Genomic DNA, 25,908 nt, shown 5'->3' with positions numbered 1-25,908 from the left:
TCAGTGGTCCGTTCGGCGCTGGTCGATCAGGGTGTTGAGGAGCGCGGCCCCGGTCACCGAGTCGTCCACGGTCACCGCGAAGTCGCGGCCGTTCGTCAGCCGGGCCACGATGCCCTCCCCCGACCGGATCATGACACCGCTGCGTCCGGGCCGGATGCGGTACCCCCAGCCGCCGTACTCGGTGAACGGGCTGATGTCACGGCTGGCCGCCGCCTCTATCCGGTCCAGCGGGACCCGGACGCGCGGCCAGGGCAGCAGCCCGGAGACGGTGATCCCGCGCCGGTCCACGGTGACGTACGGGCGGGCGAAGGTCGCCATGAGCAGTCCGAGGACGAGGGGCAGCACGGCGAAGGGCCAGCTGGTCGTGAACAGCATGGCGATGCCGGTCCCGATGACCAGGAGCGCCGTGAGCGGCAGCCACCAGGACCCGGCACCCCTGGCCCACCCGGCGACCTCCCCGGCGCCCAGCGCGACGCGCTCGCCGCCCGCCCCGGGTCCGTCGTCCACGACCGGTTCGGGGGCGGGCGTCAGCGCCGCCACGAGGTACCCGAGCCCGAAGGCGACGACGCCCGCCCCGAAGGCCGCGGCCATGTGCCACATGGGGAAGTGGACGTCCTGCCCCCGGCCCTGCGCGTCCTCGACCGCGTCCACGTTGATGAGGAGGACAGCCCCCATGAGGTAGCCGAGGAAGGCGGCGACGGCGTACCCGGAGGCGACCAGCAGGCGGTGTGCCGTGCCGGCGAACTTCCCGAACCCCGCCATCAGCGTCCACAGGAGACCGATGCCGAGCAGGACGAGTGTGGTGACGACCAGGTACGAGGTCCGGCCGGCGTAGTCGTCCACCCGGCCGTTGCTCACGAAGTGGCTGGCCAGCTGCGCGGGCAGCCGGTCGCGGCGGGTGGCGAAGAGCAGCAGGTCGACGGCGAGCGCGAGCAGGAACGGCAGGGCGGTGAGCACCACGCGGCCGACGGATTTCAGGTTCATCAAAACCTCCCTTGTTCGCATGTTAGTAGAACAATGAAGGTGACGGCAATGCCGTAGGGGTACGTGGGCAGGGGACGCGGGACGCGGTGGGCGGCCCGGCGCCCGTCCGGTCAGGCCGTTTCGAGCGGGAACGCTCCCCGGTGGCCCGTGCCGGCGCCCTCCGCCGGCCGGGGTTCGAACTCCCGGCAGCTCCAGACCTCCTGGACGAAGCCGGTCCGCCGCTCCCACAGCCCGAGCACGTCCTGCTCACCGGCCGTGCCCCGGTACGCCTCCTTGGCGCCCCGGAAACAGGCGAGCCCGCCGGAGAGACCGCGGCCGGGCGCCGGACCCGGGGCCGGGAAGTAGTCGGAGAACGCGCAGGCTATGCAGGTCCGCAGACGGACCCCGGGCGGCAGCTCCCGCTGGATCGTCGCCAGCGCGGACCCGAAGTCGCTCTCGGCCCGCTGCGAACCGAAGGCCGCGCCGCCGAACCGGAGTTCCAGGTACAGATACGGGTCGGGTTTGCGCAGCGAGAGCAGGCAGCTCAGGGTCGCCTGCCGCTCCACCCCCTCCGCCACGACGGGGAACGGCAGGTCCCACTCCAGGACGCAGTCGCCCAGCACCCCGTCGGCCAGCGCGAACAGCCCCTGCTCCGCCGGGCCGGCCGCCACCGGGCGCAGGCCGTCGAAGCTGCCGCCCTCGAAGTCCACGCCCCGGACGCGGAGGCGGAGTTGCTGCCCGTCGGTGGTGAGGATGACGGCGTCCGATCCCTGCCGGTCCCGGTACCACCCTGCCCACGACTCATCTGTCATGAGCAGGGACTGTAGCCCCTGCCTCCGACACCGCCCCTGTCGCCCTCCGCTTGGCCGCCGCCGCCCCTCGGCACCCCCTTTCGGCCGGCGGCTTGTCAGTGCTTCCGGCGGGTCACGAACTCGGCCAGGGCCAGCAGATCGCCCGCCGCCGAGAGGTCCGGGACCGCCCTGGACAGGTGGTGCACGGCCCGCGCCATGCGGTCCGCGGCGCAGCTCTGCGCCCAGTCCCGGCCGCCCGCCCGGTCCACGGCCTCAGCGGCCCTGCTCACCTCGGCGCGGGTGTTCATCGCGCCCCGGTACAGCTCGGCCAGCTCCGCCGCGGCCGGGCCGCCCGCGGTGAGCGCCGCCACCACCGGCAGCGACTTCTTGTGGGCGCTGAGATCCGCGCCGACCGGCTTCCCGGTCTGGGCCGGGTCGCCCCAGATGCCGATCAGGTCGTCGATCAGCTGGAAGGCCAGACCCGCCTCCCGGCCGAAGCCGTCCATGGCCCGGACGGCCCGCTCGTCGGCGCCCGCGTAGAGCGCGCCCAGGGCGCAGGCGCAGCCGAGCAGCGCGCCGGTCTTCGCCGTCGCCATGGTCAGGCACTCGTCCAGCGACACCTGGTCCGGGTCGCGGTCCTCGAAGGCGCAGTCGGCCTGCTGGCCCGCGCAGAGCTCGATGACACAGGTCGAGAGCCGGGCCGACGCCTCGGGCGACATCGCTCTGCCGTCCTCGGCGAGCAGCCGCTGGGCGAGGGCCAGCATCGCGTCGCCGGCGATGACCGCGTCCGGGACACCGAACACCGTCCAGGCGGTGGCCCGGTGGCGGCGGGTGTGGTCCTCGTCGATGACGTCGTCGTGGAGCAGGGTGAAGTTGTGGACCAGCTCGACGGCGACGGCGGCCCGGACGGCCTGCTCGGGATCGCCGCCCAGTGCGCGGGTGGCCGCCAGGACGAGCGCCGGTCTGATCGCCTTGCCGGCGCCGCCCGCCGCCGGGCTGCCGTCGGCGTGCTGCCAGCCGAAGTGGTACATCGCGACCCGCCGGATCGAGCCGGGCAGGGAGGCGACCGCCGCCCGCAGGTGCGGGTCCACGAGGGTCCGGGTGTACTCAAGGAGCGCCGCGGCCTCGTTTCCCTCGGTCGCGGCGTCTGTTCGGGTCATGGTCAATCGGTCACCCCTGTCGTTGCCGCCCCGGCCCCGGCCGCTGTCGCGGCGGGTCGGGGACGTGGGTGGTTGCTGGGAGCGCGGGCGGCCGGGGGCCCGGACCTCGTGACGAGGCCCGGGCCCCGCGGCTCAGCGCCAGCGGCTGACCTCGACGTTCTCCAGGACACCGAGGGCATCCGGGACGAGGACCGCCGCGGAGTAGTAGGCCGTCACGAGATAGGAGATGATCGCCTGCTCGTCGATGCCCATGAAGCGGACCGAGAGGCTGGGCTCGATCTCGTCCGGGATGCCCGTCTGCTGGAGGCCGATGACACCCTGCTCGGACTCGCCGGTCCTCATGCAGATGATCGACGTGGTGCGGGCGTCGCTGACCGGGATCTTGTTGCAGGGGAAGATCGGGACGCCGCGCCAGGCCGGCACATGGTGCCCGCCGACGTCCACGCTCTCCGGGACGAGGCCGCGCTTGTTGCACTCCCGGCCGAAGGCGGCGATGGCGCGCGGGTGGGCGAGGAAGAGCTTGGAGCCGCGCCGGCGCGAGAGCAGTTCGTCCATGTCGTCGGGGCTCGGCACCCCGTCGTGCGGCTGGAGCCGCTGGCCGTAGTCGCAGTTGTTGAGCAGGCCGAACTCGCGGTTGTTGATGAGCTCGTGCTCCTGGCGCTCGCGCAGCGCCTCGACCGTGAGCCGCAACTGCTGCTCGGTCTGGTTCATCGGCTGGTTGTAGAGGTCCGCGACGCGGCTGTGGACCTTCAGGACGGTCTGGGCGACGCTCAGTTCGTACTCGCGCGGCTGTGCGTCGTAGTCCACATACGTGTGCGGGACGACGGCCTCGCCGACGTGGCCCGCGGAGAGGTCGATCTCCGCCTCGCCGTACTTGTTGGTGCGCTGCTGCGGGACGGACAGCAGCCCGGCGAGGTGGCTGCGCAGCGAATCGGCCCGTTCCGCGAGGTTGAGCACGTCCGCCCGCCGGAGCGTGAGCACCGTGCACGCGGTGACGGCGCGGGCGGTGTACTCCCAGACGGCGTCGCCCTCGATGAGGGAGTGGTCCCCGAAATAGGCCCCGTCCGCGTGGACCCCGAGCACCGTCTCGTCCCCGTAGAGGCCGGTGCCGACCTTCTCGACCTTGCCGTGTGCCAGCAGGTAGACGCGGTCCGCCGCCTCGCCCGCCGTGGCCAGGAGCTGCCCGGCGGGGATCTCGCGCTGCTCGCACCTCCGGGCCAGCTCGGCGAGCACCTCCTCGTCCCCGAAGTCCCTCAGCGCCGGCAGCTCCCCCAGCTCGGCGGGGATGACCGCGACCCGGTCCCCGGTCTGCACGAACGTGACACGGCCGTCCCCGACCGAGTAGCTCAGCCGGCGGTTCACCCGGTACGTGCCGCCCTGCACCTGGACCCACGGCAGCATCTTCAGCAGCCACCGGGAGGTGATCTCCTGCATCTGCGGAGCGGACTTGGTGGTCGTCGCGAGGTTCCGCGCGGCCGCCGTGCCGAGACTCTGCTGCGGCGGCACCTGCGCGTTCTGAACCTCTTCACCAACGGACATGTGTCGTCCTCTCGATCTATCGGCTGACCTGCGGGAAGAACACTTCCAGCACGAGGACGGGGCACGCCATTACACAAAAGAGTGTGACTAATCGGGCTTTGGGCGGGGCACAACGCTGCGCGATGCCCACGCGGCGCCCATGCCATGCTCCCCGCCGGCTTAAATTTGTATCCGGAATGCCGATTACCTAATCTGGCCACCATGCGGCTGACCAAGTTCACCGACGTCGCCCTGCGCGTCCTGATGCGCCTCGCCGTCGTGAAGCACGAGGAGCCGCCGACCACCCGCGAGGTGGCGGCGACCATGCAGGTGCCGTACTCGCACGCCGCGAAGGTCGTGGCCCGCCTCCAGCACCTCGGCCTGGTCGAGGCGCGGCGGGGCCGGGGCGGCGGGCTCACCCTGACCGAGGCGGGCAGGACGGCGTCGGTCGGCGCCCTCGTCCGCGCGCTGGAGGAGCCCGGCGACGTGGTCGACTGCGAGGGCTCCACCCCGTGTCCGCTGCGGGCGGCCTGCCGGCTGCGGGGCGCCCTGCGCGAGGCGCAGAACGCCTTCTACGCCTCCCTGGACCCGCTCACCGTCGCGGAGTTGACCGCCGCGCCCACCGGCCCCCTGCTGATCAGCCTCGGCGCCGGGCCGCCGCCCGGGGACTGACCCCCGCCGCACCGGGCCGCCGGCCCGGTGCCTACACTGCCGTTAAATGCGCATCCAAGATGCCAATTCAACATCCGAGGAGTCACCGATGCTCTCCGAGTCGTCCACCGCCACCGTCCGCGCCACTCTGCCCGCCGTCGGCGCGGCCATCGGGGACATCGCCGATCTCTTCTACCGCAAGCTGTTCGACGCCCACCCGGAGCTCCTGCGCGACCTGTTCAACCGGGGCAACCAGGCGTCCGGCGCCCAGCGCCAGGCGCTCGCCGGCTCCATCGCCGCGTTCGCGGCCCAGCTGGTCGAGCAGCCCGACACCCGCCCGGACGTGATGCTCAGCCGGATCGCGCACAAGCACGCCTCGCTCGGTGTCACCCCGGCCCAGTACGACGTCGTCCACACCCACCTCTTCGCCGCGATAGCCGAGGTCCTGGGCGAGGCGGTGACCCCCGAGGTCGCCGCCGCCTGGGACGAGGTCTACTGGCTGATGGCCAACGCCCTGATCGCCATCGAGGAGCGGCTGTACGCGGAGCAGGGCGTCGTCGCCGGGAACGTCTGGCTGGAGTGGGAGGTCGTCTCGCGCACCGAGGAGACCGACGACGTCGCCCGGTTCCGCATCCGCCCCGCCGACGGCTCGCCGGCCCCCGCCTTCCGCCCCGGCCAGTACGTCTCCGTCCAGGTCGAACTCCCGGACGGCGCCCGCCAGATACGCCAGTACAGCCTGACCGGCGCCCCCGGCTCGGCGCTCCGCTCGATCACGGTCAAGCGGGTGCACGGCAACGACGCCCCGGACGGCGAGGTCTCCCGCCACCTGCACGACCGGGTCCGCGCCGGTGACCGGCTCCGGGTCTCCGCCCCGTACGGCGACCTCGTACTGAAGTCCGACGAGGCACCGCTGCTGCTCGCCTCCGCGGGCATCGGCTGCACCCCGATCCTGTCGATGCTGGAGCACCTCGCGGAGTCGTCGCACCGCGCCCCGGTCACCGTCGTGCACGGCGACCGCTCCCCCGCCGACCACGCGCTGCGCACCGACCACACCGCGCTCACGGCCAAGCTGCACGACGCCGCCGCCCACTTCTGGTACGAGAACCCGGAGGCCGGCCACCCCGCCGACCGCACCGGGCTCGTGGACCTGAGCGGCCTCGTCGTCCCCTCGGGCACGCACGCCTACCTCTGCGGCCCGCTGCCCTTCATGCGGTCGGTCCGCACCCAGTTGCTCGCCAAGGGCGTCCCGGCCTCCGACATCCACTACGAGGTGTTCGGCCCCGACCTGTGGCTCGCCTCCTGATCCGGGAGATGTCCGGATCGGATCGCACAGGATCCGAACAGGGCCCCGCCGTCGCCCCGCGACCGGTCGGGGCCCTTCCGGCCGGGTAGAACCGCTCCAGAACGCACCGAAGGAGCCGGCCATGTCCTCACCCATGTCCGCGAGCGCTTTTCTCGCCGCCCTCAAGAAGGAAGGGCTCACCGTCGTCGAGGTCGGCGACTGGCGCAGCCACAACCGCGACCACAAGGGCCCCTGGGGCCCCGTGAACGGTGTGATGATCCACCACTCCGTCACCGAGGGGACCGAAGCCACCGTACGGGTGTGCCGCGACGGCCACCCCGACCTGCCGGGGCCGCTCTGCCACGGCGTCATCGCCAAGGACGGCCGGGTCCACCTGGTCGGCTACGGCAGGACCAACCACGCGGGGATGGGCGACGGCGACGTCCTGCGCGCCGTCGTCGCGGAGAAGAAGCGCCTTCCCCGCGACAACGAGACCGACACCGACGGGAACCGGCACTTCTACGGCTTCGAGTGCGAGAACCTGGGCGACGGCAAGGACCCCTGGCCCGACGTCCAGCTCGAAGCGATCGAGAAGGTCTCCGCGGCCATCTGCCGCCACCACGGCTGGACCGCCCGCTCGGTCATCGGCCACCGCGAGTGGCAGCCCGGCAAGGTGGACCCGAAGGGCTTCGCGATGGACGACATGCGCGACCGCGTCCACGACCGCCTGAAGTGAGCCCCGGGCGGCGCCCGCCGCCACAATGGAGCACATGTCCTCCCCGTCTCCCGAATCCCGGCTGCGCCCGCGGCTGCCCTCGCCCGTGCAGCCGGCCGAGGACGAGCGCTTCGCCCGGCACGGTGTGACGCTGCTGCTCAAGCGCGACGACCTGATCCACCCCGACCTGCCGGGCAACAAATGGCGGAAACTCGCGCCCAATCTGGCTGCCGCCGCCGGACGGCCCGTGCTCACGTTCGGCGGCGCGTACTCCAACCACCTGCGGGCCACCGCCGCCGCCGGCCGGCTCCTCGGATTCCGCACCGTCGGAGTCGTACGCGGTGACGAGCTGGCCCACCGCCCCCTGAACCCCTCGCTCGCCCGGTGCGCCGCCGACGGCATGCGGCTGCACTTCGTGGACCGGGCGACCTACCGCGCCAAGTCCGACCCGGCGGTCCTGGCCGGGCTGCTGGACGCGTACGGGGACTGCGAGGTCGTCCCGGAGGGGGGCAGCAACGCCCTCGCGGCCCGGGGCTGCGCCGCGCTCGGGCGCGAACTGCGGGGCGTGGCCGACGTGGCGGCGGTGGCCTGCGGCACCGGCGGCACCCTGGCCGGGCTCGCCGCCGGACTCGCGCCGGGGCAGCGCGCGCTCGGCGTCCCGGTCCTGCGCGGCGGCTTCCTGGGCGAGGCGGTGCGGGAGCTCCAGCGGGACGCGTTCGGCGGTCCGGCGGGCGACTGGTGGCTGGACGAACGGTTCCACTTCGGCGGCTACGCCCGTACGACACCCGCCCTGCACGCCTTCGCAAACGATTTCGAGGACCGGCACGGGCTGCCCGTGGAGCGACTGTATGTGGCCAAAATGCTGCACGCGCTCACCGTGCTGGCCGAGGAGGGCGCCTTCCCCGCCGGGACCACCGTCGCGGCGGTGATCACCGGCCGCCCGGACGAGGACGCTCAGCCGTCCTCCCGGTAGGCCGCCGCCTCCTCCAGGTCCAGGCGGCGCAGCAGGGTCCGCATCATCTCGTCGTCGATCCTGCGCTCGTCCCGCAGCCGTACGAAGACCTCACGCTCGGTCTCGATCATCTCGCCGGCCAGCCGCCGGTAGGTGTCGTCCGCCGATTCACCGGTGACCGGGTTGGCCGCGCCCAGGCGTTCCCACACGGCGTTGCGGCGGCGCTCCAGGACGGTCCGCAGGCGGTCCGCCAGGGGCTCGGGCAGCCGATTGCGCTCGTCGGTGAGCAGCTCGTCCAGGCGGGCTTCGGCGGCCGTGGACGCCTCGTTCTGGGCCTGCGCCTCGGCCAGCGTGTCGGCCTGCCGGTCGCGGCCCGGAAGCTTCAGCACCCGCACCAGGAGCGGCAGCGTGAGCCCCTGGATCACCAGCGTGCCGATGACGGTGGTGAACGTCAGGAACAGCACCAGGTTGCGGGCCGGGAAGGCCGAGCCGTCGGCCGTGACGAGTGGGACGGAGAAGGCGATGGCGAGCGAGACGACCCCGCGCATACCGGCCCAGCCGACGATCAGCGGTGAGGTCCAGTTCGTGCCGGGTTCCCGCTCCCTGACACGCCGCGACAGCCACCGGGGCAGGTACGTCGCCGGGTAGACCCAGACGAAGCGGACGACCACCACGGCCAGGAAGACCAGCACCGCGTATCCGAAGGCGTCCGTCACGGAGTACGTGCCGAGCCCCTTGAGCACGAACGGCAGCTGGAGGCCGATCAGCGCGAACACGGCGGACTCCAGGACGAAGGCGACCATCTTCCAGACGGCGGCCTCCTGGAGCCGGGTGGCGAAGTCGACCTGCCAGGAGCGGTGGCCCAGGTACAGCGCGACGACGACCACCGCGAGCACCCCGGAGGCGTGCACCCGCTCGGCCGCCGCGTACGCCACGAACGGGATCAGGAGCGACAGGGTGTTCTGGAGCAGCGGCTCCCTCAGGTGGGTGCGCAGCCAGTGCAGCGGGACCATGAGCAGCAGGCCGGCCCCGACGCCGCCGACCGAGGCCAGGAGGAATTCGCCGATCCCGCCGCTCCAGCTCACGCCCTCGCCCACGGCGGCGGCGAGCGCCACCTTGTAGGCGGTGATCGCGGTGGCGTCGTTCACCAGGGACTCGCCCTGGAGGACCGTCGTGACGCGCGCGGGCAGCCCCACCCGGCGGGCGATGGCCGCGGCGGTGACGGCGTCCGGCGGGGCGATCACGGCCCCCAGCACCAGCGCGGCGGTCAGTGGCAGATCGGGCACCAGCAGATACGCCAGCCAGCCGACCGCGACCGTCGCGAACAGCACGTAGCCGACCGACAGCAGCGCCACGGGCCGCAGGTTGGCCCGCAGGTCCAGGTAGGAGCTGTCCACGGCGGCCGTGTAGAGCAGGGGCGGCAGCAGCAGGGGGAGCACGATGTGCGCGTCCAGGGTGTACGACGGCACCCCCGGCACGTACGAGGCGATCAGGCCGACGGCGACCAGGAGAAGGGGGGCCGGCACCGGGGTGCGGCGTGCGAGGCCCGCGGTCGCGGCGCTGCCCGCGACCAGCGCCACCAGGGGCAATGCGTCCATCTCATGATCCTCGCATCCGTCGTAACCTGGCCACCATGAGTGGTTGCCCGCATGTACCGGACCTGCCGTGCCCCGAGCCCGCGCCGCTGGGTGACACCTGTCCCGAGTGCCTGGCGGCCGGCACCCACCCCGTGCAGCTGCGGCTGTGCCTGAGCTGCGGCCACGTCGGCTGCTGCGACTCCTCGCCCGGGCGGCACGCGACGGGGCACTTCGAGCAGACCGGCCATCCGGTCATGCGGAGCTTCGAACCGGGCGAGAACTGGCGTTGGTGCTTTGTCGACGGTTCGATCGTCTGACGTCCGGGTACGTCAAACCGGCGCGCGTTGTTCGTAATTGAGCGACGCAGACCCCTAGCCACTGTGTGTACTCATGGACCTACCATGAGTGACAGCCGCGGGTGGGGGTTCCGGCGACACGGCATCATGGATCGCGATAGCGTCGCCGGACCGAGAACCGAAGACGTACCGCATGGCTCCGGGCGCCCTTCCCGGAACCTCGAATGAGTTTGTGCCACCTTGGAGGTGAGGGTGTCCCAGATCGCAGGCGAGCCCGGGAATCAGGACTTCGTAGAGGTCCGGCTGCCCGCTGCGGGTGCCTACCTGTCGGTGCTGCGCACGGCCACGGCCGGTCTCGCAGCACGCTTGGACTTCACTCTCGACGAGATCGAGGACCTTCGCATCGCGGTCGACGAGGCGTGCGCGATCCTGCTCCAGCAGGCCGTGCCCGGCTCCGTCCTGAGCTGCGTATTCCGTCTCATCGACGATTCACTCGAGGTGACGGTCGCGGCCCCGACCACGGACGGCCGGGCCCCGGAGCGCGACACCTTCGCCTGGACGGTGCTCTCCGCGCTGGCCGGGAAGGTCGACTCCTCGGTCGCCGACGACCGTACGGTCAGCATCAGCCTGTACAAACAGCGCGGCGCGGGACCCGGGCCGGCGTGAGCAACGGGAACGGGGACGGTCCTGTGCGGGACGAGACGATCCGACCAGGGGTGGTGCGTGCGGCAGGCATCCCGGATCAGCAGGCCCTGCCTCATCCGGTGGACGGGGCGGACCTGCCCCGTGCGGTGGACGGGGCGGACGGGCCCGCCGGCATTACGGTCGCGGTGGAGCAGTCGCAGGCGGAGCGGGCAGGCCAGATGAGCGAGCACGGGCACCACGATCCAAACGACCGCAGCGGGGCGCGGGCGTTGTTCATCGAGCTGGGCAAGCTCCCCGACGGTTCGCCGGAGCGGGCCGAGCTGCGCAACCGGCTGGTGCGGATGCATCTGCCGCTGGTGGAGCACCTGGCCCGCCGCTTCCGCAACCGCGGGGAGCCGCTGGACGACCTGACCCAGGTCGCCACGATCGGGCTGATCAAGTCCGTCGACCGGTTCGACCCGGAGCGGGGCGTCGAGTTCTCGACGTACGCGACGCCGACGGTCGTCGGGGAGATCAAGCGCCACTTCCGCGACAAGGGCTGGGCGGTGCGGGTGCCGCGCCGCCTCCAGGAGCTGCGGCTCTCGCTGACGTCGGCGACCGCCGAGCTGTCCCAGCTGCACGGCCGTTCCCCCACGGTGCACGAGCTGGCGGAGCGGCTGGGGATCTCCGAGGAGGAGGTCCTGGAGGGCCTGGAGTCGGCCAACGCGTACAGCACGCTCTCGCTGGACGTGCCGGACACGGACGACGAGTCGCCGGCCGTGGCGGACACGCTGGGCTCGGAGGACGAGGCGCTGGAGGGTGTGGAGTACCGGGAGTCGCTGAAGCCGCTCCTGGAGGACCTGCCGCCGCGCGAGAAGCGGATCCTGCTGCTGCGGTTCTTCGGCAACATGACCCAGTCGCAGATCGCGCAGGAGGTCGGCATCTCGCAGATGCACGTCTCGCGGCTGCTGGCCCGCACGCTGGCGCAGCTGCGCGAGCGGCTGCTCGTGGAGGAGTAGCGGGCGCGGTGACGCGGAAGAGGCCGCCGGGTCGTCCCCGGCGGCCTCCTCGTGTCTCCGGGAGCCGTCAGGCGTCCTCGGTGTCCGCGTCGGGCGTCGCGCCCGGCCTGCGGATGCCGAGGGCCTCGATGGTGGCGGGCCTGACCAGCTGGTAGAGCGCGGTCAGGGCGACCGCCGCGAGCACGATGCCGGCGGGGATCAGCCCGCCGTGGGAGCGCAGCAGCGTCCAGGCCACCGGCAGCGCGATGATCTGCGTGATGAGCGCGGGGCCCCGGCTCCAGCTGCGGCGGCGCAGCAGGCCGCGGGCGGCGAACAGCGGGATCAGGCCGAGCGCGATGACGGTCAGCCCGCCCATCTCGGCCTGCTCGGGGCTGTCGGGCCGGCCCAGCAGGCCCATCACCAGCATGTAGATCCCGCCGATGACGAGGGCCGCGCCTTCGAGGCCGCTGATCGCGGCCACCAGCGTGATCCTGGCCGGCTTCGCCGGCTCGGCCAGGGGCGAGGGCGCGTTCTGCTGAGTACTCACCCTTGCAGGTTGGCATCCCGGCCCCGGCGAAGGAAAGCCGGGGTGGCGCGCGCCACCGCCGCGCCCCCGCGCCGTCACCGAGCGTGAGGTCCGGCGGGCAGGACTTCGGGGGTGTACCTCGCGGTAGGTAGGCTGGCTGTCATGCGCGCACTTCTTGTGGTCAATCCAGCCGCCACCACCACCAGTGCGCGGACCCGTGACGTGCTGATCCACGCGCTGGCGAGCGAGATGAAGCTGGAGGCCGTCTCCACGGAGTACCGCGGGCACGCCCGCGACCTGGGGCGGCGGGCCGCCGACAGCGACGACATCGACCTCGTGGTGGCGCTCGGCGGCGACGGCACGGTCAACGAGGTCGTGAACGGCCTGCTGCACCGGGGCCCCGATCTGGACAACCTGCCGAAGCTGGCCGTGGTGCCCGGCGGCTCCACCAACGTCTTCGCGCGGGCCCTCGGACTGCCCAACGACGCGGTGGAGGCGACCGGCGCCATCCTGGACGCGCTGGCGGACCGGACCGAACGCACGGTCGGCCTCGGCCTCGCCGCGGGTACGCCGGGCACGGAGGACGAATCCGTTCCGGAGCGCTGGTTCACCTTCTGCGCCGGCCTCGGATTCGACGCCGGGGTGGTGGGCCGGGTCGAACAGCAGCGGGAGCGCGGCAAGCGTTCGACCCATGCCCTGTACGTGCGTCAGGTGGTCCGGCAATTCCTGGAGGAGCCGCACCGGAGACAGGGCGTGATAACGCTCGACGTGCCCGGCGAGGAGCCGGTCACCGATCTCGCGCTTTCCATAATCTGCAACACGTCACCCTGGACGTATCTGGGGAACCGGCCGGTGTACGCGGCCCCGAAGGCGTCCTTCGACACCGCCCTGGACGTGCTGGGCCTGCGGAAACTGTCCACGGCGGCGGTCAGCCGCTACGCCACCCAGCTGCTCACGTCGAGCCCGGAGAAGGGCCCCCGGGGCAAGCACGCGGTTTCACGGCACGACCTCACGGACTTCACCTTGCATTCAAAGGTGCCACTGCCCTTCCAGATGGACGGTGACCACCTCGGAGTGCGTACGAGTGTGACGTTCACAGGCGTACGCCGTGCACTGCGTGTGATTGTGTGAGTGGAAGGGACCAAAGTCCTTTAACTCGAACGTTTGGACTGGCTTCCACCCTCTAGAAGTACGGCTGTGACCTAGCCGACACCGAGGAATCAAAAAAAACTTTCCTGAAGGGGTTGTATCCGTCGCCGAGGTTTGCGAATCTCTACATGGCGATCGGGACGGCCCGCAACAACGGCCTCCACTGAGAGCCAGAACCCCTCCTCACTTCACAGGACCACAACCAGTTCATCTGGGCGTCGGGCCTCCACCTGTGGGGGGATTCGTGAAAGCGTTCACATTCACAAGCCACAGTACGTACACCAAGGAGAGGTAGCAGCCATGGACTGGCGTCACAACGCCGTTTGTCGTGAGGAAGACCCGGAGCTGTTCTTCCCCATCGGCAACACCGGTCCTGCGCTGCTGCAGATCGAGGAAGCCAAGGCCGTCTGCCGTCGCTGCCCCGTCATGGAGCAGTGCCTGCAGTGGGCGCTCGAGTCCGGCCAGGACTCCGGCGTCTGGGGTGGCCTCAGCGAGGACGAGCGCCGCGCAATGAAGCGCCGCGCCGCTCGCAACCGGGCGCGCAACGCCAGCGCCTGACCGACGCCACCGCTACGAACCTCAGCGCAGGCGGCGCGTACAGCGCGTACGCACCACCCCGCCCCCCGAGTCGCAGCGCGCAGTACCCCCGAAGCGCATGCTTGACCGAAGAGCCCGGACCGTTCACCAACGGTCCGGGCTCTTCGGCGTGTACGGTGCCGCTACTTCTCGTTGCTGACCGGGAGGTCGAGCACGACCTGCGTCCCGCGCTCCGGTGCCGGCACCATGCCGAACGTGCCGCCGAGCTCGCCCTCGACCAGGGTGCGGACGATCTGGAGGCCGAGGTTGCCGGCCTTCTGCGGGTCGAACCCCTCGGGCAGACCGCAGCCGTCGTCCTGGACGGTGATGAGCAGCCGCCCCTCGGCGGGCGAGCCGCCCCGGACCGCCGACACCTCGACGGTGCCGGACTCCGCGACGGAGAAGGCGTGCTCCAGGGCGTTCTGCAGGACCTCGGTGAGGACCATCGAGAGCGGCGTCGCCACCTCGGCGTCGAGTATGCCGAAGCGTCCCGTGCGGCGGCAGGTCACCTTGCCCGGCGAGATCTCCGCGACCATGGCGATCACCCGGTCGGCGATGTCGTCGAACTCCACCCGCTCGTCCAAATTCTGGGACAGCGTCTCGTGCACGATGGCGATCGAACCGACGCGCCGCACCGCCTCGTTGAGCGCCTCGCGGCCCTGCGCGGAGTCCATCCGGCGGGCCTGGAGGCGCAACAGGGCGGCGACCGTCTGGAGGTTGTTCTTCACCCGGTGGTGGATCTCCCGGATGGTGGCGTCCTTGGTGATCAACTCGCGCTCGCGGCGGCGCAGTTCCGTCACGTCACGCAGGAGGACGAGGGAGCCGATGCGGACCCCCTTGGGTTTGAGCGGGATCGCGCGGAGCTGGATCACCCCGCCGGCGCACTCCACCTCGAACTCGCGGGGCGCGTAACCGCTGGCCATCTTGACCAGGGCCTCGTCCACCGGGCCCCGGGACGGGGCGAGTTCGGCGGTGATCTGGCCGAGGTGCTGGCCGACCAGGTCGGAGGCGAGGCCGAGGCGGTGGTACGCGGAGAGGCCGTTGGGGCTGGCGTACTGGACGACCCCGTCGGCGTCCAGCCGGACGAGGCCGTCGCCGACGCGCGGGGACGCGTCCATGTCGACCTGCTGGCCCGGGAAGGGGAAGGACCCGGCGGCGATCATCTGGGCCAGGTCCGACGCGGACTGGAGGTAGGTCAGCTCCAGCCGGGACGGCGTGCGGACGGTGAGGAGGTTGGTGTTGCGCGCGATCACTCCGAGCACCCGGCCCTCCCGGCGCACGGGGATCGACTCGACCCGTACGGGCACCTCCTCGCGCCACTCCGGGTCGCCCTCGCGCACGATCCGGCCCTCGTCCAGCGCGGCGTCCAGGAGCGGGCGGCGGCCGCGCGGAACCAGGTGGCCGACCATGTCGTCCTGGTAGGAGGTCGGGCCGGTGTTGGGCCGCATCTGCGCGACGGAGACGTACCGCGTGCCGTCGCGGGTGGGGACCCACAGGACGAGGTCGGCGAAGGAGAGGTCGGAGAGCAACTGCCACTCCGAGACCAGCAGGTGGAGCCACTCGAGGTCGGTGTCGCTCAGAGCGGTGTGCTGGCGTACGAGGTCGTTCATGGAGGGCACATGTGCGAGCGTACCCGTGGATGCGCGGCGGTCCGAACCGGAAGCGCCGCCCGTACGTGCGGTGAACCGGGGCCGACATCGGCACCGCGCATGGATGGACACGGCCCAGTGGTCTAGTCCACAATGTCTGCTGTAGAACCTCCGCTCTCCCCGCACAGGAGAGCGGACCGAGGTACCCGCGCTCTCTGCCCTGACTGCGCCGGTGCCTCTCCCCCGGCCGGGGGCACCGCACACCGTCGGCCGGACCGGCCGCCCGCGAGGGCGGCCCTGCTCCGGGCTGCGGTGCTGGTCGGGCTGAGGGTCCCGGCCCGGCGCCGCGGCCCGCGGGTTTCTCCGGACCTCAGCGGGTCTCGGTGACCTTCGCGAGCGCACGCGGCGCGTCCGGGTCCTGACCGCGGGCGATCGTCACCTCGTACGCCAGCATCTGGAGCGGCAGGATCTCCAGGACCGGCTGAAGTTCCTCGGGGACCCCGGCCGTCGGCAGCACGAACCCCGCGGACGCCGCCGCCACCTGGGCCTCGGGCCCGACGACGAAGAGGTCGGCGCCCCGGCCGCGCAGCCGGTCCAGGACGGGCTGGAGGGCCTCGCCGCCCCGGCCGTCGGTCACCACGGCGATGACCGGCGAGATGTTGTCGACCATCGCGAGGGGACCGTGCAGCAGGTCGGCGCCCGAGTACGAGAGGGCGGGGATGTAGCTCGTCTCCATGAGCTTCAGGGCGGCTTCCTTGGCCGTGGGGTAGCCGTATCCCCGCGAGGTGATGACCATGCGCTCGGCGAACCGGTAGCGCGAGGCCAGGGCCCTCACCTCGTCCTTGCGGGCGAGCACCTCCTCCGCGAGCTCCGGCAGGACCCGGGCCGCCGCCCCGTCGCCGCCGCGCAGCCCCTCCACGAACAGGTACAGCGAGAGCAGGGACGCGGTGTACGTCTTGGTGGCCGGCAGCGCCTTCTCCGGCCCGGCCAGGATGTCGATGTGGTACTCGGAGACGGCCGCGAGCGGTGAGTCCGGATTGTTGGTCACCGCCAGCGTCACCGCGCCGGCCTCCCGGGCCGCCTTGGTCGACGCCACCAGGTCGGGCGAGCCGCCGGACTGGCTGACGGTGATCACCAGGACGTCGCGGAGGTCCGGCTTCGCGCCGTACGCCGTGGTGGTGGACATGGAGGCCAGCCCGCAGGGCAGCCCCAGCGTGATCTCCAGCAGGTACTTCGCGTAGAGCGCGGCGTTGTCGGAGGTGCCGCGGGCGGTGAGCAGGACGAAGCGCGGATTCCTCGCCGCGATCCGCCCCGCGGTCTCGCGGACGGCGGGTGCGCCGCGTTCCAGGATGCGGCGGAGCATCGCGGGCTGCTCGGCCATCTCGCCGGACATGATGCGGCCGGGCCGCTCGCCGTCACCGGCCGGGTACGTGGCGGACATGTCTGGTGCCTCCCGGGTCTCGCGATGCCTCGCCCAAGTCGAACACGGGGCCCGTGGAGGCCGCCAGCGGGCGGCGGCCGGTGGGGCGCCCGCGTACCGGTACGGGCCCCTCGGAGGCGGACCGAGTCTGCTAGATTGGAACCTTGATTGGTCTATACCACATATCGTCACTCTCGATCGGATCGGCAGGCCCCGCGTGGAAGTTGTCATCGTCCCGGACGCCAAGGCAGGCGGCGAACTGATCGCGGGGGCCATCGGCGCCCTGCTCGGCCGCAAGCCCGACGCCCTTCTCGGCGTTGCCACCGGCTCTACCCCGCTGCCCATCTACCAGGCCCTCGCGGACATGGTCCGCTCCGGGGCCGTGGACGCCTCGCGCGCCCGCGTCTGCCAGCTGGACGAGTACGTCGGGCTGCCGGCGGGCCACCCGGAGTCGTACCGCTCCGTGGTGCTCCGCGAGGTGGTCGAACCGCTCGGGCTCTCCGAGGCCGCGTTCATGGGCCCCGACGGCTCCGCCGAGGACGTCCAGGCGGCCTGCGAGGCGTACGACAGGGCGCTGGCCGAGGCCGGCGGCGTCGACCTCCAGCTGCTGGGCATCGGCACCGACGGACACATCGGCTTCAACGAGCCCTGCTCCTCGCTCGCCTCCCGCACCCGGATCAAGACGCTCACCGAGCAGACCCGGGTCGACAACGCGCGCTTCTTCGACAACGACATCGACCAGGTGCCGCACCACGTCATCACCCAGGGCATCGGCACGATCCTGGAGGCCCGCCATCCGATCCTGCTCGCGACGGGCGAGGGCAAGGCGGACGCGGTGGCCGCGACGGTCGAGGGGCCGGTCGCCTCGATCGTGCCCGCATCGGCGCTCCAGCTGCACCCGCACGCGACCGTGGTGGTGGACGAGGCGGCGGCGTCGAAGCTGAAGCTGGCGGACTACTTCCGCGCGACGTACGCGGCGAAGCCGGCCTGGCAGGGGCTGTAGTCCGCACGCGAGAGGGCCGGGACACCGTGGTGGTGTCCCGGCCCTCTCGCGTGCGCGGGTTACGCGGAGGCCGTGATGATCTCCGCAGCCGCCTGGCCGCAGACGCGGGCGGCGCCGTGCGTCGCGATGTGCAGCGCTCCCCGGGGCCCGGCCTGGGGGACGCCCATCTCGACCACGATCGTGTCCGGGCGCGCCGCGAGCAGCGCGTCCAGGGCCTCGCTCATCCACGCGTGACGGTGCGCGTCGCGGACCACGGCGACGATGCGCCGCTCCCCCGCCGCCCGCAGCGCGGCCTCGGCCGGGGCCGCGGAGTCGCCGTCGTACGTGTCGGTCTCCGTGCCGGGGACGAGCCGGGCCAGCTCGGCCGCGACGCCCCAGGGGGTCTCGTCGCCGACCGCGATGTTCGCGACCGGGGTGAAGGCGGCCACGTACGCCGGCCCGGTGAGCGGTGCGGCCTCGCCGGTCACCTTCACCGCGCGGCGGGCGGCGACCAGGCCGACGTCCGAGGCGATGCCGGTGCTCCGTGCGGTGCCGGGCGCGGTCCCCTCCTGTGCTGCCGCGCCCGGCTCCCGTACGGCCCCCCTGGCCTCCCGCGTCCAGGACGCGAGGGCCCGCACCCGTGCGGCGGCGTCGGCGAGCCGCTCCTCGGGAAGTTCGCCGGAGCGCACCGCCGCGACGAGCGCGTCGCGCAGCCGCAGGACGGTGCTGTCGTCGTCGAGCCCGCCGCCCACGCACAGGGCGTCGGCACCGGCCGCGACGGCGAGGACGGAGCCGCGTTCGATCCCGTACGTCGAGGCGATGGCCTGCATCTCCACGGCGTCGGTCACGATGAGGCCCTGGTACCCCAGTTCCTCGCGCAGCAGACCGGTGAGGATCTGGGGGCTGAGGGTGGCCGGGCGGTGCGGGTCGAGAGCGGGCAGCAGGATGTGCGCGCTCATCACCGACTTGGAACCGGCCGCGATGGCCGCCCGGAAGGGGACGAGCTCCCTGGCGTGCAGGGTCTCCAGGTCGACGTCGATGCGGGGCAGCGCGTGGTGCGAGTCGACCGCGGTGTCGCCGTGCCCGGGGAAGTGCTTGGTGCAGGCGGCGACTCCGGCGGCCTGGAGGCCCTCGACGTACGCGGCGGTGTGCCGGGCGACCAGGTGCGGGTCGGCGCCGAAGGAGCGGACACCGATGACGGGGTTGCCCGGGTTGGAGTTGACGTCCGCGGACGGGGCCCAGTTGAGGTTGACCCCGCACTCGGCGAGCCGGCGGCCCAGCTCGTGGGCGACGGCCCGGGTCAGCTCGGTGTCGTCCACCGCGCCGAGCGCCAGGTTGCCGGGGAAGGACGAGCCGTGCCGCACCTCGAGGCGGGTGACGTCGCCGCCCTCCTCGTCGATGGCGACGAGGACGTCGTCCCGCTCGGCCCTGAGCTGGGCGGTGAGCGCGGCGAGCTGCTCGGGCGTCTCGATGTTGCGGCCGAACAGGCCGACGGAGGAGAGCCCTTCGCCGACCCGGCGCAGCAGCCACTCGGGCGCCGTGGTGCCGGTGAAGCCGGGCTGCAGCACGGCGAGGGCGTCACGGGTGAGGGTGTCCGTGGTGGAGGTGAGGGTGGTCATGGGGCGGCGTTATCCCTTCACGGCGCCGGAGGTGAGACCGGTCGCCATGTGCTTCTGCACCAGCAGGAAGAAGGCGACGACCGGAATGGCGATCAGCGTGGACGCGGCCATCAGCGCTCCGTAGTCGATGCCTCGCGAGGTCGTGAAGTTCATCAACCACACGTTGAGGGTGTACTTGTCGTTGTCCTGGAGGACGACGTAGGCAAGCAGGTACTCGTTCCAGGCCGTGATGAGCGAGAAGATCGAGGCGGCGGCGAGGCCGGGGGCCAGCAGCGGGAAGGTGATCCGCCAGAAGGCGGCCATCCGGCTGCATCCGTCGACCATGGCCGACTCCTCCAGTTCCTGCGGGATGTTGATGACGAAGCCGCGGATCATCCACGTGGCGAACGGCAGCGTGGAGACGAGGTAGATGACGATGACGCCCCAGTACTCGTTCAGCCCGCCGAGGTCGTTCAGCTGGATGTAGATGGGGATCAGCATCGCCGTCGGGGGCAGCAGCTGGACGACGAGCAGCACGATCATGAAGAACTTGCGGCCGCGGAACTGGAACCGGCCGATGGCGAACGCCGCGATCGTGGCGAGCAGCATCCCGCCCAGCACGGCGACGCCGCAGACGATCAGGCTGGACTCGATGGCGGTGCCGAAGTTCGGCTGCTTGATGGCGCGGGAGAAGTTGTCGAACGTGATCGACGACGGCCAGAGGGTCTGGTCGTAGCTGCGGATCTCCGCGTTGGGGCGCAGCGCGCTGATGACCAGCCAGTAGACCGGGAAGGCCATGAGCACGAAGGCGACGAGGCCGGCGATGTTGTAGCCGAGCCGCCTCTTCTTGCGGTCCGGGCGGAGGACCTGGGGGGTGGAGGTGCTCACTCGACCTCTCCGATCTTGAGCAGCTGGCGCAGGTAGTACACGGCGACGCCGGACAGCAGCAGGACCGTGATGAGCGAGATGGCGGCGCCCTGACTGAACGAGTTGGACTCGAATGCCTTCTCGAACGAGTAGATGCCGAGGACGGAGTACTCCGGCTCGGGCTTGTTGCCGCGCATCAGGAAGATCTGGGCGAAGACGTTGAAGTCCCACAGCACGGAGAGGGTGGCGACCATCTGGAAGACGGGCTTGATGACCGGCCAGGTGACGTAACGGAAGATCCCGAGCGTTCCGGCCCCGTCCAGGGACGCGGCCTCCTCCAGTTCCTGGGGGACCTGGGTGAGCGCGGCGTAGAGGGTCACGGTGACGAACGGGATGGCCCCCCAGACGACGACCGCGCCGATGATGACGAAGCCCTGCTTCGGGTCGAGGAACCAGTTGTGGCCCTGCGCGTCGATCCCGAGGTACTTGGTGAGCACCATGTTGAGGACACCGTAGTCGGAGTCCGCGAACCACCGGAAGATGGAGGTGGCGACCAGCAGCGGCATCGACCAGGCGGCGACCAGTGCGGCCGTCAGCAGCAGCCGGACCCAGGTGGACATCCGCTGCATGATCATGGCCAGGGCGAGTCCGCCGGCCATGGTGGCGAGCACACAGACGGCCATGAAGATGACAGTCCGCCAGACGACGTCCCAGAACTCGCCGTCCCCGAGGATGTTGGTGAACTGGTCGAAGCCGACCCAGGGAGCGTCCGAGCCGGACCACAGCTCGCGCCGGCCCACGTCCTGGAAGGACATGATGACCGTCTTGATGAAGGGCCAGACGAAGACCGCGGCGATCGCGATGAACGCCGGGGCTATCAGGAGGTACGGCAGCAGAGCGCCGGCCTTCCGCGGTTTACGGTTCACGTTTCTCGCGGGCTGAGGATCCACGCCCTCGGGGGCCCGCGGGACGGACACCGGCGGGTCGGCTGCTTTCATATCGGCGGCACTCATTGTGCTTGCCTTCCGTTTCGGACCGGATACCGGAGGACGGGGGCAGCGGACCCTTGCGGGCCCGCCACCCCCGTGGACGATCAGTCGAGTCGGTGCCTCATGCGCTCACCGGCTCGAAATCCGTGAGCCAGGGGCTCAGGACTCCTTGTTGATCATCGAGTCGATCTCCGCGTCGGCCGCCTTGGTGGCCTCCTCGACCGACTTGCCCTTGAGGATGTCGAGCAGCATGATCTCGAGCGTTTCCTTCTTCTCGATCGCGGTCCAGCCGGGGGCGATCGGGGTGAACCAGGCGTCCGGGACGGCGTTGGCGACGGCCGCGGTCTCCGGCTTGGCCTTCAGCGGCTCAAGCTGCTTGGTGTTGTTCGGAAGGATGTTCTTGGACGCGAGAACCTCCTCCGACTTCTCGGAGGTGAACATCGAGATCCACTCCTCGCCGAGATCCTGGATCTTCGACTTGGAGATGGTGGCCAGGTCCGAGCCGCCGATGAAGGAAGGCAGCGCCTTGCCGTTCGGGCCGGGCATACCCGCCGTGGCGATCTTGCCCTCAAGCTTCGGGTTGCCGTTCGCCTTCGAGTCGACGACGCTGCCGGCCTCCCAGCCGTTGCCGTAGAGAAGCGCGGTCTTCTCGTTGGCCATGACGTTGGCGTGGTCCGCCTCGTCCTTGGTCTTGTCGCCGTGGTTGTACTTCTTGACGAGCTCGACGAAGTCCGTGATGCCCTTCTGGGCCTCGGGGGTCGAGAGAGTGGACTTCCACTCCTTCTTGCCCTCGTCGTACTTGGCGATCTGGCCGCCCTCGGCAGCGACGTAGGACATCGCGGCGTACCAGTAACGGCCCGGCAGGTACAGCGGCGAGAACGCCTTGTCCTTGCCGTACTTCTTACCGATCTTGTCCAGCGCGGCGGTCAGCTCGTCCTGGGTGGCGGGGAGGGTGTCCTTGCCGGTGCCGGCCTTGAACATGTCCTTGTTGTAGATCGCGACACGGGCGCCCGCGTAGTAGGGAACGCAGTACTGCTTGCCCTCGAAGGCGCAGGTGTCCGCGAGGCCCTTGATCCAGGTGTCCGAGTTCTCATACTTCTTCGGGTCGATCTCGCCGAGCGCCCCGTTGAGGATGTAGGTCATGGTCTCGGTGTTGCCGAGCTCCACCACGTCCGGGAACTTGTCGCCGGCCAGAGCGGCGTCGAGCTTCTTGGCCTTGTCGCCCCACTGCTGGTACTGGACCTTGACCGTGACCTTGGGGTACTTCGCCTTGAACTGGCTGTTGACGTCCTTGACCAGTTCGGGCCACGTGCTCTGCGCGTCCGACATCAACCAGACAGTGAGCGTTTCCTTACGGTCCTTCGGGTCCTTCGACGACGCCTTGTCGTCGTCCGAACCACACGCCGCGATGGAAACCAACATGCCCGCGACGCCGATCGCCGCGATGAGCTTGCGCTTCACGCCACCCTCCTCAGGGATGCTGCAACCCCCTCCCCACCGCGCGAGAACGTCGACGAGTACCTCTGGGGCTGGGACCTGGTCTTTAATGGTTTAGACCAGTACCGGGAGCTTGGCCTAGACCTTTAGGGGTGTCAAGGGTGTATAAGAAGTGCACTCGCGTCCGTTATAGGACCGACACCTGAGGGAGGGCGACGAGCCGTGACCGGACCGTGCCACCATGTGAGCCGCGACAGACGGAGGAGCCGGTGACGGCAGCAACGCAGCAGTCGGGAAGGCGGGCCATGGGCGCCGACGGGGGCAGTTCGGAGAACGAGACGGGTGCGGGCGCCGGGACGCGCACCGCGCGCGTACCGAAGTACTACCGGCTGAAGCGACATCTCCTCGACATGACCGACACCATGCCGCCGGGCACCCCCGTCCCCCCGGAACGGACCCTGGCCGCCGAGTTCGACACCTCGCGCACCACCGTGCGCCAGGCGCTCCAGGAACTGGTCGTCGAGGGCCGGCTGGAACGCATCCAGGGCAAGGGCACCTTCGTCGCCAAGCCGAAGGTCTCCCAGGCCCTCCAACTCACCTCGTACACCGAGGACATGCGCGCCCAAGGGCTCGAACCGACCTCGCAGCTCCTGGACATCGGCTACGTCACCGCCGACGACACCCTCGCCGGGCTGCTCGACATCAGCGCCGGCGGCCGGGTCCTGCGCATCGAGCGCCTGCGCCTGGCGAGCGGCGAACCGATGGCCATCGAGACCACGCACCTCTCGGCCAAGCGCTTTCCCGCGCTGCGCCGTTCACTGGTCAAGTACACCTCGCTCTACACCGCGCTCTCCGAGGTGTACGACGTCCGGCTGGCCGAGGCCGAGGAGACCATCGAGACCTCCCTGGCCACCCCGCGCGAGGCCGGGCTGCTCGGCACCGACGTGGGCCTGCCGATGCTGATGCTCTCCCGGCACTCGCTGGACGAGCAGGGCGAACCGGTCGAGTGGGTGCGCTCGGTCTACCGCGGCGACCGCTACAAGTTCGTGGCCCGCCTGAAGCGGCCGCTGGACTGACCCCCCGTACGCACGTACGCCCGAACGGCCCCCGAACCCGCTCCCGGGGGCCGTTCGTCGTTGCCGGGGCCCCCGCTTGGCCTGGACCAGCCCCTGGACGTTTGCCGCCATTCCGGCCATCCGGCCGGTCCGTGACGACCGTTGCCGGACCGCAATGCGGACAGGGGGTGACGGTGGCCGGATCCCTCGCCTAGATTTCCTGCGCATTACAGGTGATCAGCGAGGGGACGGAGTCGCCGCCATGCCGGAAGAACCAGAAGGAAAGCCACCCACCGTCACACCGTTGCGGGTGGTCATCGCCCTGTGTCTCGTCGCGCCGTTCGTGGCGATGCTCTGGGTGAGTTCGTACGCGAAGATCGACCCGGCCTTCATCGGCATCCCGTTCTTCTACTGGTACCAGATGCTCTGGGTGCTGATCTCCACCGCGCTCACCATGATCGCCTACAAGCTGTGGCAGCGTGACCAGCGCGCCCGCAAGGGGGGTGCGTCGGCATGAAGGACGGCGTGAACGGCGTCGCGCTCGGCGTCTTCATCTTCTTCTTCCTGGCCGTCACGGTCATGGGCTTCCTGGCCGCCCGCTGGCGCAGGGCCGAGAACGAGGCCACGCTCGACGAATGGGGCCTGGGCGGAAGGTCGTTCGGCACCTGGGTCACCTGGTTCCTGCTCGGCGGCGACCTCTACACCGCGTACACCTTCGTCGCCGTGCCCGCGGCGATCTACGCGGCGGGCGCGTCCGGCTTCTTCGCGGTGCCGTACACCATCCTGGTGTACCCGCTGATCTTCACCTTCCTGCCGCGCCTGTGGTCGGTCTCGCACAAGCACGGGTACGTCACCACCTCGGACTTCGTCCGCGGCCGGTTCGGCTCGAAGGGGCTGTCGCTGGCCGTCGCGGTCACCGGCATCCTCGCCACCATGCCGTACATCGCGCTCCAGCTCGTCGGCATCCAGGCGGTGCTGGACGTGATGGGCGTCGGCGGCGGCGAGAACACCAACTGGTTCGTCAAGGACCTGCCGCTGCTGATCGCGTTCGCGGTGCTCGCCGCGTACACCTACTCCTCGGGGCTGCGGGCACCCGCGCTGATCGCGTTCGTCAAGGACGGGCTGATCTACCTGGTCATCGCCGTCGCGATCATCTACATCCCGATCAAGCTGGGCGGCTTCGACGACATCTTCGCCGCCGCCCAGGACAAGTTCAACCCGCCCGGGAAGCCGCCGACCGGGGCGCTCGCACCGGGTGAGGCGGGCCACTGGGGTTACGCCACCCTGGCGCTCGGGTCCGCGCTGGCGCTGTTCATGTACCCGCACTCGATCACGGCGACGCTCTCCAGCCGCAGCCGTGAGGTGATCCGCCGCAACACCACCATCCTGCCGCTCTACTCGCTGATGCTGGGGCTGCTCGCGCTGCTCGGCTTCATGGCGATCGCGGCCGGCGTCAAGGTGGAGAACGGCCAGCTGGCCATCCCGCAGCTGTTCGAGAACATGTTCCCCGACTGGTTCGCGGGCGTGGCCTTCGCCGCCATCGGCATCGGCGCCCTGGTGCCGGCCGCGATCATGTCCATCGCCGCGGCGAACCTGTTCACGCGCAACATCTACAAGGACTTCCTGAAGCCGGACGCGACGCCCGAGCAGGAGACCAAGGTCTCCAAGCTGGTCTCGCTGCTGGTCAAGGTCGGCGCGCTCGCCTTCGTCCTCACCATGGACAAGACCGTCGCGATCAACTTCCAGCTGCTGGGCGGGATCTGGATCCTCCAGACGATGCCGGCCCTGGTCGGCGGCCTGTTCACCCGGTGGTTCCACCGCTGGGCGCTGATCGCCGGCTGGGCGGTCGGCATGATCTACGGAACGGCTGCCGCCTACGGGGTCGCGAGCCCGTCGCAGAAGCACTTCGGCGGGTCCTCCAAGGAGATCCCGGGCCTCGGCGAGATCGGCTACATCGGCCTCACCGCCTTCGTGCTGAACGTCGTGGTCGTCGTCGTCCTCACCTTCGTCCTGAACGCCGTGAAGGCGCCCGTCGGGACCGACGAGACGTCCCCGGGCGACTACACCGCGGACGCGGGCGATCCGGGTGTCCAGGAGAAGCTGCCGCCGGCCACGGCGGGGGCGCCGGGCGGCCACTGACCGCCGGATACGCGTGAACGGGCCGCCGCGGAAGTCGGCGCCGGTTACGTCACC

25 protein-coding genes are annotated in these 25,908 nt (G+C 70.8%); 13 read left to right on the top strand and 12 right to left on the bottom strand.

Annotated elements, in window-relative coordinates; all coding sequences use genetic code 11:
- The 4 genes from ABZ565_RS02120 to ABZ565_RS02105 form a co-directional block, all read right to left on the bottom strand.
- Positions 1-984: a DUF1648 domain-containing protein gene (locus tag ABZ565_RS02120; protein ID WP_361019357.1), complete on the bottom strand. Its 984-nt coding sequence runs from the start codon at positions 982-984 to the stop codon at positions 1-3.
- Between the two features lie 110 nt (positions 985-1,094).
- A complete protein-coding gene (locus tag ABZ565_RS02115) occupies positions 1,095-1,775 on the bottom strand; it encodes a DUF6304 family protein (RefSeq protein WP_361019354.1) in 681 nt (226 codons plus the stop codon).
- Positions 1,776-1,870: 95 nt separating this feature from the next.
- Positions 1,871-2,914 carry a family 2 encapsulin nanocompartment cargo protein polyprenyl transferase gene (locus tag ABZ565_RS02110; RefSeq protein WP_361019351.1) on the bottom strand — a complete coding sequence of 348 codons (1,044 nt, stop codon included), beginning with the start codon at positions 2,912-2,914 and terminating at the stop codon, positions 1,871-1,873.
- Positions 2,915-3,046: 132 nt separating this feature from the next.
- Complete coding sequence (locus tag ABZ565_RS02105; protein ID WP_361019348.1) at positions 3,047-4,453, bottom strand: family 2B encapsulin nanocompartment shell protein; 1,407 nt, start codon at positions 4,451-4,453, stop codon at positions 3,047-3,049.
- Positions 4,454-4,654: 201 nt separating this feature from the next.
- Here ABZ565_RS02105 and ABZ565_RS02100 point away from each other — a divergent pair, with 201 nt between their 5' ends.
- From ABZ565_RS02100 to ABZ565_RS02085, 4 genes are all read left to right on the top strand, one after another.
- Positions 4,655-5,104, top strand: a complete 450-nt coding sequence (locus ABZ565_RS02100; protein WP_361019345.1) for an Rrf2 family transcriptional regulator — start codon at positions 4,655-4,657, stop codon at positions 5,102-5,104.
- A gap of 88 nt (positions 5,105-5,192) precedes the next feature.
- Entirely contained in the window at positions 5,193-6,386 is a 1,194-nt protein-coding gene (locus ABZ565_RS02095; protein ID WP_361020017.1) for a globin domain-containing protein, read from the top strand.
- Positions 6,387-6,507: 121 nt separating this feature from the next.
- Positions 6,508-7,101 (top strand): N-acetylmuramoyl-L-alanine amidase, encoded by a 594-nt coding sequence (locus ABZ565_RS02090; protein ID WP_361019343.1) that lies wholly within the window; start codon positions 6,508-6,510, stop codon positions 7,099-7,101.
- A gap of 34 nt (positions 7,102-7,135) precedes the next feature.
- Positions 7,136-8,053: a pyridoxal-phosphate dependent enzyme gene (locus ABZ565_RS02085; RefSeq protein ID WP_361019340.1), complete on the top strand. Its 918-nt coding sequence runs from the start codon at positions 7,136-7,138 to the stop codon at positions 8,051-8,053.
- On the opposite strand, the gene ABZ565_RS02080 is transcribed toward ABZ565_RS02085, so the two are convergent.
- Positions 8,035-9,630 carry a Na+/H+ antiporter gene (locus ABZ565_RS02080; RefSeq protein WP_361019337.1) on the bottom strand — a complete coding sequence of 532 codons (1,596 nt, stop codon included), beginning with the start codon at positions 9,628-9,630 and terminating at the stop codon, positions 8,035-8,037. The genes ABZ565_RS02085 and ABZ565_RS02080 overlap by 19 nt on opposite strands.
- A 35-nt stretch (positions 9,631-9,665) precedes the next feature.
- On the opposite strand from ABZ565_RS02080, the gene ABZ565_RS02075 reads away from it, so the two are divergent.
- The 3 genes from ABZ565_RS02075 (at position 9,666) to ABZ565_RS02065 (ending at position 11,548) form a co-directional block, all read left to right on the top strand.
- On the top strand, positions 9,666-9,926 hold the full coding sequence (locus ABZ565_RS02075; protein ID WP_361019335.1) for a UBP-type zinc finger domain-containing protein: 261 nt from the start codon (positions 9,666-9,668) through the stop codon (positions 9,924-9,926).
- Between the two features lie 231 nt (positions 9,927-10,157).
- On the top strand, positions 10,158-10,571 hold the full coding sequence (locus tag ABZ565_RS02070; protein ID WP_018105584.1) for an anti-sigma regulatory factor: 414 nt from the start codon (positions 10,158-10,160) through the stop codon (positions 10,569-10,571).
- A 23-nt stretch (positions 10,572-10,594) separates the two neighbouring features.
- Complete coding sequence (locus ABZ565_RS02065; RefSeq protein WP_361020015.1) at positions 10,595-11,548, top strand: RNA polymerase sigma factor SigF; 954 nt, start codon at positions 10,595-10,597, stop codon at positions 11,546-11,548.
- A gap of 67 nt (positions 11,549-11,615) precedes the next feature.
- On the opposite strand, the gene ABZ565_RS02060 is transcribed toward ABZ565_RS02065, so the two are convergent.
- Positions 11,616-12,008, bottom strand: coding sequence for a hypothetical protein (locus tag ABZ565_RS02060; protein WP_361020013.1), 393 nt, complete (start codon positions 12,006-12,008; stop codon positions 11,616-11,618).
- 207 nt (positions 12,009-12,215) lie between these two features.
- Between ABZ565_RS02060 and ABZ565_RS02055 the strand changes: the two genes are divergently transcribed.
- Complete coding sequence (locus ABZ565_RS02055; RefSeq protein ID WP_361019332.1) at positions 12,216-13,184, top strand: diacylglycerol kinase family protein; 969 nt, start codon at positions 12,216-12,218, stop codon at positions 13,182-13,184.
- Between the two features lie 318 nt (positions 13,185-13,502).
- Positions 13,503-13,760: a WhiB family transcriptional regulator gene (locus ABZ565_RS02050; protein WP_003953983.1), complete on the top strand. Its 258-nt coding sequence runs from the start codon at positions 13,503-13,505 to the stop codon at positions 13,758-13,760.
- A 161-nt stretch (positions 13,761-13,921) separates the two neighbouring features.
- Here the strand turns inward: ABZ565_RS02050 and ABZ565_RS02045 are convergent, their stop codons facing one another.
- Together ABZ565_RS02045 and ABZ565_RS02040 are read right to left on the bottom strand one after the other, a co-directional pair.
- Complete coding sequence (locus ABZ565_RS02045; protein ID WP_361020011.1) at positions 13,922-15,388, bottom strand: histidine kinase N-terminal domain-containing protein; 1,467 nt, start codon at positions 15,386-15,388, stop codon at positions 13,922-13,924.
- A 349-nt stretch (positions 15,389-15,737) separates the two neighbouring features.
- Positions 15,738-16,808, bottom strand: coding sequence for an SIS domain-containing protein (locus tag ABZ565_RS02040; protein WP_361019329.1), 1,071 nt, complete (start codon positions 16,806-16,808; stop codon positions 15,738-15,740).
- Positions 16,809-17,004: 196 nt separating this feature from the next.
- Between ABZ565_RS02040 and nagB the strand changes: the two genes are divergently transcribed.
- Positions 17,005-17,790 carry a glucosamine-6-phosphate deaminase gene (gene nagB / locus ABZ565_RS02035; protein ID WP_361019326.1) on the top strand — a complete coding sequence of 262 codons (786 nt, stop codon included), beginning with the start codon at positions 17,005-17,007 and terminating at the stop codon, positions 17,788-17,790.
- Positions 17,791-17,849: 59 nt separating this feature from the next.
- Here nagB and ABZ565_RS02030 read toward each other — a convergent pair whose 3' ends face one another.
- The 4 genes from ABZ565_RS02030 to ABZ565_RS02015 all read right to left on the bottom strand — a co-directional run bounded on the left by ABZ565_RS02030 (position 17,850) and on the right by ABZ565_RS02015 (position 22,684).
- Complete coding sequence (locus ABZ565_RS02030; RefSeq protein WP_361019324.1) at positions 17,850-19,388, bottom strand: glycoside hydrolase family 3 protein; 1,539 nt, start codon at positions 19,386-19,388, stop codon at positions 17,850-17,852.
- Between the two features lie 9 nt (positions 19,389-19,397).
- A complete protein-coding gene (locus ABZ565_RS02025; protein ID WP_361019321.1) occupies positions 19,398-20,255 on the bottom strand; it encodes a carbohydrate ABC transporter permease in 858 nt (285 codons plus the stop codon).
- On the bottom strand, positions 20,252-21,247 hold the full coding sequence (locus ABZ565_RS02020; protein WP_361019318.1) for a sugar ABC transporter permease: 996 nt from the start codon (positions 21,245-21,247) through the stop codon (positions 20,252-20,254). Before ABZ565_RS02020 ends, ABZ565_RS02025 begins: the two co-directional genes overlap by 4 nt.
- Before the next feature lie 135 nt (positions 21,248-21,382).
- Entirely contained in the window at positions 21,383-22,684 is a 1,302-nt protein-coding gene (locus ABZ565_RS02015) for a sugar ABC transporter substrate-binding protein (RefSeq protein ID WP_361019316.1), read from the bottom strand.
- A 281-nt stretch (positions 22,685-22,965) separates the two neighbouring features.
- On the opposite strand from ABZ565_RS02015, the gene ABZ565_RS02010 reads away from it, so the two are divergent.
- From ABZ565_RS02010 to mctP, 3 genes are all read left to right on the top strand, one after another.
- Positions 22,966-23,736, top strand: coding sequence for a GntR family transcriptional regulator (locus ABZ565_RS02010; protein WP_018105573.1), 771 nt, complete (start codon positions 22,966-22,968; stop codon positions 23,734-23,736).
- 241 nt (positions 23,737-23,977) lie between these two features.
- A complete protein-coding gene (locus tag ABZ565_RS02005) occupies positions 23,978-24,232 on the top strand; it encodes a DUF3311 domain-containing protein (protein WP_361019313.1) in 255 nt (84 codons plus the stop codon).
- The gene (gene mctP / locus ABZ565_RS02000; RefSeq protein WP_361019311.1) at positions 24,229-25,854 is read left to right on the top strand and encodes a monocarboxylate uptake permease MctP; all 1,626 of its coding nucleotides are present in this window, start codon (positions 24,229-24,231) and stop codon (positions 25,852-25,854) included. The genes ABZ565_RS02005 and mctP overlap by 4 nt, the downstream gene beginning before the upstream one ends.
- Positions 25,855-25,908 lie beyond the last annotated feature (54 nt).

The sequence above is a fragment of the Streptomyces sp. NPDC016469 genome, from assembly GCF_040632905.1.
Lineage (GTDB): Bacteria > Actinomycetota > Actinomycetes > Streptomycetales > Streptomycetaceae > Streptomyces.
The sequence above is the reverse complement of the archived record's forward strand: the minus strand, read 5'-3'. Positions and strand labels throughout refer to the sequence as shown.